Origin of the sequence: Amaricoccus macauensis, assembly GCF_014201905.1 — a bacterium.
In the GTDB taxonomy this organism is placed as follows: domain Bacteria; phylum Pseudomonadota; class Alphaproteobacteria; order Rhodobacterales; family Rhodobacteraceae; genus Amaricoccus; species Amaricoccus macauensis.
In genome coordinates this window covers 689,994-702,511 of sequence record NZ_JACHFM010000003.1, presented here as the reverse complement: position 1 = coordinate 702,511, position 12,518 = coordinate 689,994, and the positions used below count along the sequence as shown (strand labels likewise).

At 68.1% G+C, this 12,518-nt stretch carries 11 protein-coding genes; 7 read left to right on the top strand and 4 right to left on the bottom strand.

The window, feature by feature from the left end; all coding sequences use genetic code 11:
• The first annotated feature begins 8 nt into the window (after window positions 1-8).
• From cimA to HNP73_RS17100, 3 genes are all read left to right on the top strand, one after another.
• Window positions 9-1,670: a citramalate synthase gene (cimA, locus tag HNP73_RS17110; protein ID WP_184152416.1), complete on the top strand. Its 1,662-nt coding sequence runs from the start codon at window positions 9-11 to the stop codon at window positions 1,668-1,670.
• Entirely contained in the window at window positions 1,667-2,431 is a 765-nt protein-coding gene (locus HNP73_RS17105) for a squalene/phytoene synthase family protein (protein WP_343063357.1), read from the top strand. The genes cimA and HNP73_RS17105 overlap by 4 nt, the downstream gene beginning before the upstream one ends.
• Window positions 2,432-2,588: 157 nt before the next feature.
• Window positions 2,589-3,248 carry a TorF family putative porin gene (locus tag HNP73_RS17100; protein ID WP_184152414.1) on the top strand — a complete coding sequence of 220 codons (660 nt, stop codon included), beginning with the start codon at window positions 2,589-2,591 and terminating at the stop codon, window positions 3,246-3,248.
• Window positions 3,249-3,275: 27 nt separating this feature from the next.
• On the opposite strand, the gene HNP73_RS17095 is transcribed toward HNP73_RS17100, so the two are convergent.
• Both HNP73_RS17095 and HNP73_RS17090 read right to left on the bottom strand, forming a co-directional pair.
• Complete coding sequence (locus HNP73_RS17095; RefSeq protein WP_184152411.1) at window positions 3,276-3,791, bottom strand: hypothetical protein; 516 nt, start codon at window positions 3,789-3,791, stop codon at window positions 3,276-3,278.
• Entirely contained in the window at window positions 3,788-7,198 is a 3,411-nt protein-coding gene (locus HNP73_RS17090; protein ID WP_184152408.1) for an indolepyruvate ferredoxin oxidoreductase family protein, read from the bottom strand. The genes HNP73_RS17095 and HNP73_RS17090 overlap by 4 nt, the downstream gene beginning before the upstream one ends.
• Before the next feature lie 236 nt (window positions 7,199-7,434).
• On the opposite strand from HNP73_RS17090, the gene HNP73_RS17085 reads away from it, so the two are divergent.
• The 4 genes from HNP73_RS17085 to grxD all read left to right on the top strand — a co-directional run bounded on the left by HNP73_RS17085 (window position 7,435) and on the right by grxD (window position 11,527).
• A complete protein-coding gene (locus HNP73_RS17085; protein ID WP_184152405.1) occupies window positions 7,435-8,364 on the top strand; it encodes a LysR family transcriptional regulator in 930 nt (309 codons plus the stop codon).
• A gap of 258 nt (window positions 8,365-8,622) precedes the next feature.
• Window positions 8,623-10,818 (top strand): phosphoribosylformylglycinamidine synthase subunit PurL, encoded by a 2,196-nt coding sequence (purL, locus tag HNP73_RS17080; RefSeq protein WP_184152402.1) that lies wholly within the window; start codon window positions 8,623-8,625, stop codon window positions 10,816-10,818.
• 84 nt (window positions 10,819-10,902) lie between these two features.
• Window positions 10,903-11,145, top strand: a complete 243-nt coding sequence (locus HNP73_RS17075) for a BolA family protein (protein WP_184152399.1) — start codon at window positions 10,903-10,905, stop codon at window positions 11,143-11,145.
• Window positions 11,146-11,149: 4 nt separating this feature from the next.
• Entirely contained in the window at window positions 11,150-11,527 is a 378-nt protein-coding gene (gene grxD / locus HNP73_RS17070) for a Grx4 family monothiol glutaredoxin (RefSeq protein ID WP_184152396.1), read from the top strand.
• A gap of 89 nt (window positions 11,528-11,616) precedes the next feature.
• On the opposite strand, the gene zapA is transcribed toward grxD, so the two are convergent.
• Both zapA and HNP73_RS17060 read right to left on the bottom strand, forming a co-directional pair.
• On the bottom strand, window positions 11,617-12,051 hold the full coding sequence (zapA, locus tag HNP73_RS17065) for a cell division protein ZapA (RefSeq protein WP_184152393.1): 435 nt from the start codon (window positions 12,049-12,051) through the stop codon (window positions 11,617-11,619).
• Window positions 12,052-12,055: 4 nt separating this feature from the next.
• The gene (locus tag HNP73_RS17060; protein WP_184152390.1) at window positions 12,056-12,310 is read right to left on the bottom strand and encodes a hypothetical protein; all 255 of its coding nucleotides are present in this window, start codon (window positions 12,308-12,310) and stop codon (window positions 12,056-12,058) included.
• Between the last annotated feature and the right edge of the window lie 208 nt (window positions 12,311-12,518).

Sequence of the window (12,518 nt, the reverse complement as noted above, 5' to 3'; positions counted from 1 at the left end):
GTGCCAGCATGACCCGCGAACGTCTCACCCTCTATGACACCACGCTGCGCGACGGCCAGCAGAGCCAGGGTGTCGACTTCTCCGTCGATGACAAGATCCGCATCGCCGAAGGCCTCGACGCCCTCGGGATCGACTACGTCGAGGGCGGCTGGCCCGGGGCAAACCCCACGGACAGCGCGTTCTTCACGGCCGCACCGAAGCTCCGCCATGCGACGCTCACCGCGTTCGGTATGACCAAGCGGTCCGGCCGATCGGCCTCCAACGACGAGGTGCTGGCTGGCGTCGTCAACGCGAACACCCCCGCGGTCTGCCTCGTCGGCAAGACCCACGACTTCCACGTGTCGACAGCCCTCGGGATTTCGCTGGAAGAAAACGTCGACAACATTGCCACTTCCATCCGTTTCCTCAAGGCAAAGGGGCGCGAGGCGCTGTTTGACGCCGAGCACTTCTTCGATGGCTACAAGGCCAACCCCGCCTACGCGCTCGACTGCGTCAGGGCCGCTCTCGCCGCCGGCGCCCGCTGGGCGGTGCTCTGCGACACCAACGGCGGCACGCTACCCGCCGAGGTCGGACGCATCGTCGGTGAGGTGATCGCCGCCGGGATCCCGGGCACGAAGCTCGGCATCCACACCCACGACGACACCGGCAACGCAGTCGCGAATACGCTCGCGGCGATCGACGCCGGCGCGCGCCAGCTTCAGGGCACGCTGAACGGCCTCGGCGAGCGCTGCGGCAACGCGAACCTCGTGTCGCTGATCCCGACGCTGCTCCTGAAGGAGCCCTACGCCAGCCGCTTCGACACGGGCATCCGGCGCGACCGCCTGCCCGGCCTCGCGCGCCTCAGCGGAATGCTCGACGACATCCTGAACCGCGTGCCGAACCGCTCGGCGCCCTACGTCGGCGCGTCGGCCTTCACCCACAAGGCCGGCCTGCACGCGAGCGCGATCCTGAAGGACCCCTCGACCTACGAACACATCCCTCCGGAGACGGTCGGCAATGCCCGCGTCATACCGATGTCGAACCAGGCGGGCCTCTCGAACTTGCGCGACCGCCTCGCCAAGGCCGGGATCGAGGTCGAGGCCGGCGACCCGCGCCTCGGCGAGATCCTTGCCGAGGTCAAGGCACGCGAGGATCGCGGCTTCGCCTACGACGGCGCGGCCGCGAGCTTCGAACTGCTGGCGCGCTCAATTCTCGGGCGCCTGCCGAAGTTCTTCGAGGTCGAGCGCTACCGCGTCACCGTGGAGCGCCGGCCCGGCGCAAAGGGCGCGATGGTCACCGTCTCCGAGGCGGTGGTGGTCGCGCGCTTCGGGCCGGAGCGGGTGATGAGCGTGAGCGAGAGCCACGACCCCGTCACCCAGGCCGACCAGGGACCGGTCAACGCACTGTCGCGGGCGCTCGGGAAGGATCTCGGCCCCTATCAGCCCTACATCGCCGACATGAAGCTCGTGGACTTCCGCGTCCGCATCACCAGCGGCGGCACCGAGGCGGTGACGCGCGTCCTGATCGAGAGCGCCGACGGCCGTGGCCGGCGCTGGTCCACGGTGGGCGTCTCGGCGAACATCGTCGATGCCAGCTTTCAGGCGTTGCAGGACGCGGTCCTCTGGAAGCTGCTCTCGGATGGCGCCCCCGTGCTGGGGGAGCCCACGCGCAGCGTGACGTTCCTGCCGTGAGCAAGGCGGTGGCAGCGGGCGACGGGCTGGCCGCGATGGTCGAGCGCGGCGATCCCGACCGCTGGCGCACGGTGATGACTGCGCCCGAAGCGGCCCGTCCGGGGCTGTTCGCGCTCTACGCATTCAACCTCGAGATCGCCCGCGCCTCGTGGGTGGCCTCCGAGCCGCTGCTCGCGGCGATGCGCCTGCAATGGTGGGCCGACGCTGTCGAAGAGATCTACGCCGGCCGGCCCGCGCGGCGCCACGAGGTCGTCGAGCCGCTCGCGGCGACCATCGCCAGCGCCGACCTGCCCCGGCGCCTGCTCGACGAAATGATCGAAGCACGCCGACTCGACGCCGAGCCGCCGCTGATCGATGTCATGACCTACGTCGATCACACCGCCGGGCATCTGATGGAGCTTGCCGCCCGCCACCTCGGCGCCGAGGGCGGCGCCCTGCCGGTGGTGCGTGATTTCGGCCGTGCCACCGGGACCGCAGCGCTCCTGCGCGCCCTGCCCGAGTTGCGCGCGCGCGGTCGGACGCCGCTTCCCGACGACATCGCGCCAGCCGCGTTTGCCCGCGATGGCCTCGCGGCCCACGCGCGGGCCCGTACCCACCGCGATCGGGTGCCGGCGTCCGCCCTGCCCGCCCTGCTGCCGGGGTGGCTCACTGCCCGCACACTGCGACTCGCCGCTTCCGGCGACACCGCGCTCGAACCGGCACCGATCGTCGCCCGGGCCGGGCTGCTCTGGCGGGCGTCGACGGGGCGCTGGTGGAGCTGAGCCGCTTGGGCAAGGCGCAACACCTTGGAGCGGCCGGGTGGAGACATACCAGTAAAGGTTCCGGCGAAGTCATTCGCCGCGCCCCGGGTCTTCCGCATGCGACCGGAAAGGGCTAAAGTGACAAAAAAGACTCGCATGAGGCGGAAGGGCGAAATTGATGATCGGGCGGATACTCGGCGGAATCGCGGTTGCGGGAGTTCTCGCCGGCAGCGCCGTGGCGCAGCAACGTCCTGAACTCAGCTACGGCATCGGCGTCACCTCGAACTACATCCACAAGGGCTCGACCCAGTCGAATGACAACCCGGCACTTCAGGGCTATGTCGAGGGGTCGGCCGGCATGTTCTATGGCGGGGTGTGGGCCTCGACGGTGGACTTTCCGGGCGGCGAGGATCTGGGGCGCGACCGGGTGGAGTTCGACATCTACGCCGGCATCCGCAAGACCTTCGACCTGCTCACGATCGACGCGAGCTATTATCGCTATCTCTATGATCGCAGTGGAGATTGTTGCGGTGAATTCAAGCTCGCGGCAAGCTATCCCATGGCGGATCTCGGCTCGCTCGGGGCGGAGCTGGACTATGATCCGTCCGGCCAGACGAAATGGGGCAAGCTCGGGGCGGAGATCTATTTCGCCGACGTCTGGACCGTCGGCGGCGCGGTCGGGACGGACTTCAACAGTGAGGATCTCGGCGAGCGCAAGGTCGCCTACGACGTGGGTGTGAACCGCACGCTCGGCGACAACGCGAATGTCGATCTGCGGTACTTCGACTCGAACTTCGATCCCGGCCACGTGGTGGTGTCGATCGGGATGGACTTCTGAGCGGGAAATAGACCGGAGTACGCCGCGTCAGCGCGTCGGATAGAGCGTCACGTTGATGTTGGGATAGTTGCTCACCGGGAAACCTGGCCCGGACCAACCCCACGGCCCCGGTCCCCAGCCCGGTCCCCAGGCGGGCCCCCACGGCCCGCCGCGAGGCCCGAAGAACGGGTCCCCCCAGACTCCCGGCGGCTGCTGCCAGCGCGTGACGATCCGCGTCGAGGCACTGCCGGCGCTGTCCGGAGTGCGGCACGCCACCGTCACTTCCGGCGACTGAGGACCAAAGTTCGGCACGACCGCCCGGGCGGGCGTGACAAGCTCGATGCGGTAGAGGCTGGTGACGAGTTCGCACCGCGCGCCGATCACCTCCTGCTGCTGGCTCCCGGTGGAGAGGAAGCTGCGGACGAAGAAGCGTGCCTCGCCCTGCACCGCCTGAAACTGTCCGCCCGGCACCACGACCTGCCGCGTGACGGGCGCGCCGGTGGCGCAGGCCGCCAGAAGCAGTGGCAGCAGGAGCGACGGCGCCCGAAGCCCGGGACGGATCATTCCGCGGCCCTCAGCGTCGTGGTGCCGCCGCCCGCGATCGCGGCGAGCAACTCGGCCCGCCGGATGGCCGCCGCTTCCGCCGCGCGCGCCTTCACGTGGCCAAAGCCGCGGATCTCGAGCGGCAACGCCGCAAGGGCGATCGCCGCATCGCGGGTGGCGGGGGTCCAGCTCTTGAGGATCGCATCCATATCCGTCTCGTATTCGGCGACAAGCCCACGTTCCATCCGGCGTTCCGCCGTGTAGCCGAACGGATCAAGGACCGTCCCGCGCACCCGCCGGAAGTGGCGCAGGATGCGGAACGCCCGCAGCATCCACGGCCCGAAGGTCCGCTTCACCGGCTCGCCGTTCGGCCCGGGCTTCGCGAGGAACGGCGGCGCGAGATGGAAGCGCATGGCACGGACGTCGGTGAACTGCTCGGCGACCGCGCGCTCCAGCGTCTCGGCGTGCAGGCGGGCCACTTCGTACTCGTCCTTGTAGGTGAGGAGCTTGTGGTAACCTTTTGCGACAGCTGCCCCAAGCGCGGGATCAATGCCGTTCGCGGCCTCCACCCGGGCGCGGTAGCGCCGGGCGAGGCGGCGGCTCTGATAGCGCGTGAGGTGGGCCGCGCGACTTTCGACGATCGTTGCGAAATCCTCAGCCGGTGCCGGGGCTGGCGTCACGGCAGCGGCGGCCTCGACCGGGCGGGCGACGGCCCAGCGGCCGATCTCGAATGCGCGGAGATTGCCCTCCACGCGCTCGCCGTTCAGCTCGATCGCGCGGGTGACCGCCTCCCGGGACAGTGGCACCAGCCCGGATTGCCATGCGGCGCCGAGCATCAGCACGTTCGCGAAGATCGCGTCCCCGAGCAGCTTCTCGGCGAGCCGCGTCGCGTCGAGCACCGTCAGCGCGTCGTCGCCGAGGCGGGCGCGCAGCGCAAGCGACAGCCGGTCGGTCGGAAGCTGGAAGCTGCGGTCGCGGGTGAACTGGCCGGTGACGATCTCGTGGGTGTTGAGGATGCCACGGGTCCGGCCACGGGCGAGAAGCCCGAGGGTCCTCGACCCGGCCGACACCACGAGGTCGCCGCCGATCAGCGCATCGGCCTCGCCGACCGCGACCCGGATCGCGCTGATGTCCTGCGGCCGCTCGGCCAGGCGGACGTGGATCTGCACCGCGCCGCCCTTCTGGGCGAGGCCGGCCATCTCCATCTCGCCGGCGCCCTTGCCTTCGAGGTGTGCCGCCATGGCGAGAAGCGCGCCCACCGTGACGACGCCGGTGCCACCGACGCCGGTCACCACGACGTTCCAGGTTCCGTTGATCCGCGGCAAGACGGGCTCGGGCAGGTCAGGGAGCGCCAGCTCCGCCGGGGCGGGCTTCCTGACCCTGGCGCCTTCGAGGGTGACGAAGCTCGGGCAGAAGCCGTCAAGGCAGGAGAAATCCTTGTTGCAGGACGACTGGTCGATGGCGCGCTTGCGCCCGAACTCGGTCTCGAGCGGCACCACCGAGACGCAGTTCGACTTCATGCCACAGTCGCCACAGCCTTCGCAGACGTCCGGGTTGATGAAGACCCGCAGGTCCGGGTCGGGGAACTGCCCGCGCTTGCGGCGGCGGCGTTTCTCGGCGGCGCAGGTCTGGATGTAGACGATCGCCGAGACACCCGGCACGGTTTCCATCTCGCGCTGCACGGCGTCGAGTTCGGCGCGGGGGCGCATGGGGATCGGAAAGGATCCGGGGTCCACCGCTTCCTTCGGATCGTAGACGCCGACCACGGTCTTCACGCCCATGGCGAGGAGTTCGCGGGCGATCTGCTGCGGCGTCAGGCCGCCTTCGTTCGGCTGGCCGCCGGTCATCGCCACGGCGTCGTTGTAGAGGATCTTGTAGGTGATGTTCACGCCGGCCGCGAGAGCCGCGCGGATCGCGAGGCTGCCGGAGTGATTGTAGGTGCCGTCACCAAGGTTCTGGAAGACGTGGGCGCGGGTGGAGAACGGCGCCTCGCCGATCCAGTTCGCCCCCTCGGCGCCCATGTGGGTGAAGCCCTCGGTGCCGCGATCCATCCACTGCACCATGTAGTGACAGCCGATGCCGGCATAGGCGCGCGCGCCCTCCGGCACGCGGGTGGAGGTGTTGTGCGGACAGCCCGAGCAGAACCAGGGCTTGCGGACGGCGATTTCCTCGACGTTGTCGGCGCGGACCGCGTCCTCGAGGCGGACGCGGGCGGCGGTGAGGCGCTCGGTTTCGATCCCGTCGAGCCCGAGCAGCGTGCCAAGCGTGCGGGCGACCCGCACCGGGTCGAGCGCCTGCTTGACCGAGAAGACCACCTCGCCGCGCTCGTTCTTCCAGCCGGTCACGCGGCGGCCACGGCGATCGTCGAAGATCGCCTCCTTGATTTCCACCTCGACGAGCTTGCGCTTTTCCTCGACGACGATGATGTGCTCGAGATCGTCGGCCCACTCGCGGAAACTCGCGACATCGAGGGGCCAGACCATGCCGACCTTGTAGGTGGTGATCCCGAGGCGGCGGCACTCGGCATCGTCGAGTCCGAGGAGATCGAGCGCATGGGCGGTGTCGAGCCACGACTTGCCGCAGGAGACGATGCCGATCTTCGCCTTCGCGTCGCCATGGACCCGGCGGTCGATGCGGTTCGCCCGGGCGAATGCCTCGGCGGCGAAGCGCTTGTGGTCGTGCATCCGGGCTTCCTGTGCCGCGGGGGTGTCGCCGCGACGGATGTTGAGACCGCCCTCCGGCATGGCAAAATCGGTCGGGGTGACGATCTTCAGGCGGTTCGGATCGCCATCGACGACCTCGGTGACCTCGATCGTGTCCTTGACGCACTTCAGCCCGACCCAGGTGCCGGTGTAGCGCGACATGGCCCAGCCGAGCAGGCCGTAGTCCAGCACCTCCTGCACACCGGCGGGCGAGAGGATCGGCATCATCGCGTCGACCAGGGCGAACTCGGAGTGGTGCAGCGTGGTCGAGCTCTCGCCGGTGTGGTCGTCGCCCATGCAGGCGAGCACGCCGCCGTATTCGCTGGTGCCCGCCATGTTGGCGTGGCGGAAGACGTCGCCGCAGCGATCGACGCCCGGCCCCTTGCCGTACCAGAGCCCGAAGACACCCTGCACCCGGCCCTCGCCATGCAGGTTCACCTGCTGGCTGCCCCAGACCGCGGTGGCTGCAAGGTCTTCGTTCAGGCCGGGCTGAAAGGTGATGTCGGCCGCGCGGAGCTGATCGCCGGCCTTCCACATGGTGAGATCCACGCCACCGAGCGGCGATCCGCGATAGCCGGATGCAAACCCGGCGGTGGCAAGGCCGGCCGCCTCGTCGCGGGCCTTCTGCATGAGCAGAACCCGCACCAGCGCCTGAATGCCGCTGAGAAGCACGGTTCGCTTCGTGAGATCGAAGCGATCAGCAAGCGAGACATCGTGAAGGGACATGCCACCTCCGGTCCCCGGGCACCGGCCCGTCAGCTCTCAATATAGCGACGGAAGTGGCCGAAACGAGCGGATTTTACCACGAAATCAGCGAAATCGCCGGCACGAAACGAGTGTCGCGATTCCGCCAGCTCGCGCGAAAGAATATCGAGCCCGGGGGGGCGCGGGCGGAAATCTATGGTAATGGTCGATAAAAACCTTACATCGGCTGCAACGCCGGTAGGAAGACGCGGGACGACATGGACTGGGACAAGCTGCGAATCTTCCACGCCGTCGCGGACGCCGGCAGCCTGACGCATGCGGGCGAGACGCTGCATCTGAGCCAGTCGGCGGTCAGCCGGCAGATCCGGGCGCTCGAGGAAAGCCTCAGCACGACGCTCTTTCGCCGCCATGCCCGCGGCCTGCTCCTCACCGAGCAGGGTGAGTTGCTGTTCGACGCGACGCGGACCATGTCGAAGCGGCTGGAGGCGACGGCCGCGCGGATCCGCGACTCCGAAGACGAGGTCCACGGCGAACTGCGCGTCACCACCACCATGGGCTTCGGCACGCTCTGGCTCGCGCCCCGGCTGTCGCGCCTCTTCGCCCGCTATCCCAACCTGAAGATCGAGCTGATGCTCGAGGAACGCATCCTCGACCTGTCGATGCGCGAGGCGGATGTGGCGATCCGCCTGAAGGAGCCGAGTCAGGCGGAACTGATCCGCCGGCGCCTGATGGATGTTCACATCCGGCTCTATGCCTCCGCGGAGTACGTCGCGAAACACGGGTTTCCGCGCACGGCGGCGGAACTTGCCGGGCACCGGATCATCACCCAGAGCCCGCAGTCGCCGCAGGTCCGCGCCGGAGCGGACTTCGTCCAGCCGTTCCTCGCAATGGCACCAATGTCATCGCTGACGGTGAACAACTATTTCGGCATCCTGCAGGCGGTGCGCGAAGGGCTCGGCATCGGATCATTGCCCGACTACCTCGCCGGCGACTTTCCCGAGCTTGAGCATATCCTGCCGGAAGAGCACAGCGCATCGATCCCGACCTATCTCGCCTACGTGGAAGAACTCAAGCACTCCAAGAGGGTGACGGCTTTTCGTGACTTCATCATCGAAGAGATCAGCACCTTCAAGCGCGAGGTCGATGCCCGCGAGCGCCGCATCTTGAGCCATGCATCAGCGCCATAGCGGCCATGCTCAACAATTGAGCATCGGCTCTTGCCGAACGCGGGTCCCGCAGCTATATTACAACTCGAAGTTGGGCAGGCGCCTCGCGCAGGCTGACTTCAACCTCCCTGTTGGACTTGGGCCGAGCGAATGCTCGGCCTTTTTTTTTGGGCTGGTGAGCGAGCTTTTGGCACACGGCCGATGCGGTCCGGGCTTTCGCTCACCTCCCGGCCGGCCTAAATGGGGCGCAGTCCCCCTGCCCCGGAGCCGTAGCCCGTCATGCACGACACCGCCCATGCCCGCGAGCCCGAGATCACCGACGCGCTGGTCGCGGCGCACGGCCTGAAGCCGGACGAGTATCAGCGCATCCTCGACCTGCTCGGGCGGGTGCCGACCCTGACCGAACTCGGCATCTTCTCGGCCATGTGGAACGAGCACTGCTCCTACAAGTCCTCGAAGCGCTGGCTGAGGACGCTTCCGACCAAGGGCCCACAGGTGATCTGCGGCCCCGGCGAGAACGCGGGTGTCGTCGACATCGGCGACGGGCAGGCGCTGGTCTTCAAGATGGAGAGCCACAACCACCCCTCCTACATCGAGCCGTATCAGGGCGCGGCCACCGGGGTCGGCGGCATCCTGCGGGATGTGTTCACCATGGGCGCCCGGCCGATCGCGGCGATGAACGCGCTCTCCTTCGGCGAGCCGGCGCATCCGAAGACGCGCTCGCTCATCAACGGCGTCGTGGCGGGCGTCGGTGGCTACGGCAACGCCTTTGGCGTGCCGACAGTGGGCGGCGAATTGCGGTTCCATGCGGCCTACAACGGCAACTGCCTCGTCAACGCTTTCGCCGCCGGGTTGGCGGACGCGGACGCGATCTTCTATTCCGCGGCGTCCGGGGTCGGGATGCCGGTGGTCTATCTCGGCGCGAAGACCGGGCGGGACGGGGTCGGCGGCGCAACGATGGCGTCGGCCGAGTTCGACGACTCGATCGAGGAGAAGCGCCCCACGGTGCAGGTGGGCGACCCCTTCACCGAGAAGCGGCTGATGGAGGCCTGCCTGGAACTCATGGCATCGGGCGCCGTCATCTCGATCCAGGATATGGGCGCGGCGGGGCTCACCTGTTCGGCGGTCGAGATGGGCGACAAGGGCAACCTCGGCATCGAGCTCGACCTCGACCGTGTGCCGGTGCGCGAGACGCACATGACCGCCTACGAGATGATGCTCTCCGAGAGCCAGGAGCGGATGCTCATGGTGCTTCGGCCCGAAAAGGAAGCCGAGGCGAAGGCGATCTTCGACAAGTGGGATCTCGACTTTGCCATCGTCGGCCGCACCATCCCGGAGGATCGCTTCCGGGTGCGGCACGACGGCGAGGTGAAGGCCGAGCTGCCGCTGAAGGCGCTCTCGGGCGAGGCGCCGGAATACGACCGTCCGTGGGTGGAGACACCGGTGGCCGCACCGCTCGGCACCGTGCCCGAGGTGGTGCCGATCGACGCGCTGGTGACGCTCCTCGAGCGGCCGAACTTCGCGAGCCGGTCGTGGGTCTGGGCCCAGTACGATCAGATGGTGATGGCGGATACCGTGGTGGTGCCCGGGTCGGATGCCGGCGTGGTGCGGATCCACGGCACCGACAAGGCGGTGGCGTTCACCTCGGACGTGAACCCGCGCTACTGCCGCGCCAATCCCGAGCGGGGCGGGATGCAGGCGGTGGCGGAAGCCTACCGCAACCTCAGTGCCACCGGGGCGGTACCGCTCGCAACGACGGACAACCTCAATTTCGGCAACCCCGAGAAACCAGAGATCATGGGGCAGTTCGTCGGCTGCGTCCGCGGTATCGGCGCGGCCTGCGAGGCGCTCGGCATGCCGATCGTCTCCGGCAACGTCAGCCTCTACAACGAGACCGACGGCCGGGCGATCCTGCCCACGCCGACGATCGGCGGCGTCGGGCTGCTCACGTCGCTCGATCAGCTGATCCGCATGGCGCCCGTGGCGGGTGACGTGCTGCTGTTGCTGGGCGAGACCAAGGGGCATCTCGGACAGTCCGCGCTTCTGGCCGAACTCTACGGCCGGGAAGAGGGCGACGCGCCGGAGGTTGATCTGGCGGCCGAGCGGGCAGCGGGCGAATTCGTCCGCGCGGTCAAGGCCGAGGGGCTGATCTCGGCGGCGCACGACCTCTCGGACGGCGGCCTCGCGGTCGCTGCTGCCGAGATGGCGCTGGCCGGCAACGTCGGAGTCGATCTCTTCGCCGACGACGAGATGAGCGCGGCGGAATGGTTCTTCGGCGAGGATCAGGCCCGCTACCTGCTCGCCAGCCCCGCGGTCGAGGTCGACCGCCTGCTCGCCCGCGCCGTCGAGGCCGGAGTGCGGCTTCGGGTCGTGGGGTCGGCTGGCGGTGGTGAAGTCCGACTCGGCAATGGCGCGGTTGAACTCGGGCGGCTGCGTGCGCTCCACGACAGCGGCTTGCCGCGGCTCTTCGACTGAAGGCTTCTTGCGCCCACCCTTGCGGGGGAGGTGGGGCGCCTCTAGATTTCCCTGTGATCGAGGTTCATTGGAGGCTGCAACCGGATGGCGATGGAAGCTCAGGAGATCGAGCGGCTGATCCGGGAGGCATTTCCCGGCGCCAGCGTCGAAATCACCGACCTTGCCGGTGACGGCAACCACTACGCCGCCAGCGTCGAGGCGGAGGAGTTTCGCGGCATGAACCGCGTGAAGCAGCATCAGATGGTCTATGCTGCGCTGAAGGGAAAGATGGAGGGGTCGCGGGGCGAGCTGCACGCGCTGGCACTGACGACCCGGGCACCGGAGTAGAGCCATGAGCGAGACGACAGCGGATCCGGCCCACGAGGCGATCCGGAGGGAAATCAACGACAACGACGTCGTGCTGTTCATGAAGGGCACGGCCTCGATGCCGCAGTGCGGCTTTTCGAGCCGCGTGGCGGGCGTTCTGAACTACATGGGCGTCGCTTACAAGGACGTGAACGTGCTGGCGGACGAGGCGGTCCGGAACGGCATCAAGTCGTTCTCGGACTGGCCGACGATCCCCCAGCTCTACGTGAAGGGCGAGTTCGTGGGCGGCTGCGACATCATCACCGAGATGACCCTCTCGGGCGAACTCGACGCGCTCTTCGCGGAGAACGGCATCGCCTTCGACAAGGACGCGGCCGCGAAGATCCGGGAAGCGAACGCCTGATACCGGGCGCCAGGAATGCATGAAAAAGGGGCAGGCCGTTGGTTCGGCCTGCCCCTTTTTTCACTTTGGCGTGTTCCGCCCTGCCCTGCTCAGGCGCCTTCCAGCTCTTCCGCGAGCTGATTGATCCGGGTGATGACCTTGCCAAGGAGGGCGCCCGCGAACTCGTTCTCCTCACGAAGCTCGGCGACCTCGACGGGCGAGAGCTTGTGCGAGGCTTCGGTCTCGAGCTTCAGCGCGTTCGCGGCGAGCATGGCCGACTTCGCCTCGGCGATGCGCGTGCGCTCCTCGGCCTGGCGAATGCGGTCCTCGGCGTGGCGGAGCTGCTCCTGCAGCGCGGTCGTCGAGTCGGCAAGGAGAAGCCCGGCGAGCAGCAGCATGCGCTTCTCGGTAGACCGGCCGGCGTCGCCGATACGGGTGGCCTCCGCGTCGAGCAGACGGGCGGCGCGCTCGAGCGAGGCTTCCTCGCCCGGCTGGCAGGCAACCTCGAAGACGCGGCCGCCGATTTCCAGGATGAGCTCGGGCATGGTGTCAGACCTCGGCGATGAGGGGCTTCAGCTGGGCGATGAGATCATCGAGCGCGGCGACGTCCTTGTCGCGCTTGGCCTCGAGCCGGGAGAGCTCGTCGACCAGCTCAGACTTCTCCGCCTCAAGCGCATCAATGCGCTCGCGGAGCGCCCGCTCGTCCGGCCGTTCCTCTGTCGCCGCCGCACGGGCGGCAACAGCGGTACGGAGACGATCGAGCGCCTGCGAGAACTGGGCTTCGAGTTCGGCGAACTGACTCATCCACGGGCCTCTTCGATAGGGTTCTTCGTTGTACGGAGCGCTTTCGGGGATTGCAATCAGCGGAACGCCGCGTACGCGAGAGCGGCGGTGTTCAGGCGCTTGCTCGCGCAGCGGGTTATACACTCGCGGTCGAAAGCCACGATATCCCCCTGATCTCCCGAAGAATAAGGAGGTGGAACGCCCGGGGCAAGAAGGCTTTTTCGCGGCC

What these genes read in the sequence shown, in the direction of transcription:
- cimA (WP_184152416.1), top strand. Translation starts at nt 9, where the DNA reads ATGACCCGCGAACGTCTCACCCTCTATGACACCACGCTGCGCGACGGC.
- HNP73_RS17100 (WP_184152414.1), top strand. Translation starts at nt 2,589, where the DNA reads ATGATCGGGCGGATACTCGGCGGAATCGCGGTTGCGGGAGTTCTCGCC.
- HNP73_RS17095 (WP_184152411.1), bottom strand. Translation starts at nt 3,791, where the DNA reads ATGATCCGTCCCGGGCTTCGGGCGCCGTCGCTCCTGCTGCCACTGCTT.
- HNP73_RS17090 (WP_184152408.1), bottom strand. Translation starts at nt 7,198, where the DNA reads ATGTCCCTTCACGATGTCTCGCTTGCTGATCGCTTCGATCTCACGAAG.
- HNP73_RS17085 (WP_184152405.1), top strand. Translation starts at nt 7,435, where the DNA reads ATGGACTGGGACAAGCTGCGAATCTTCCACGCCGTCGCGGACGCCGGC.
- purL (WP_184152402.1), top strand. Translation starts at nt 8,623, where the DNA reads ATGCACGACACCGCCCATGCCCGCGAGCCCGAGATCACCGACGCGCTG.
- HNP73_RS17075 (WP_184152399.1), top strand. Translation starts at nt 10,903, where the DNA reads ATGGCGATGGAAGCTCAGGAGATCGAGCGGCTGATCCGGGAGGCATTT.
- grxD (WP_184152396.1), top strand. Translation starts at nt 11,150, where the DNA reads ATGAGCGAGACGACAGCGGATCCGGCCCACGAGGCGATCCGGAGGGAA.
- zapA (WP_184152393.1), bottom strand. Translation starts at nt 12,051, where the DNA reads ATGCCCGAGCTCATCCTGGAAATCGGCGGCCGCGTCTTCGAGGTTGCC.
- HNP73_RS17060 (WP_184152390.1), bottom strand. Translation starts at nt 12,310, where the DNA reads ATGAGTCAGTTCGCCGAACTCGAAGCCCAGTTCTCGCAGGCGCTCGAT.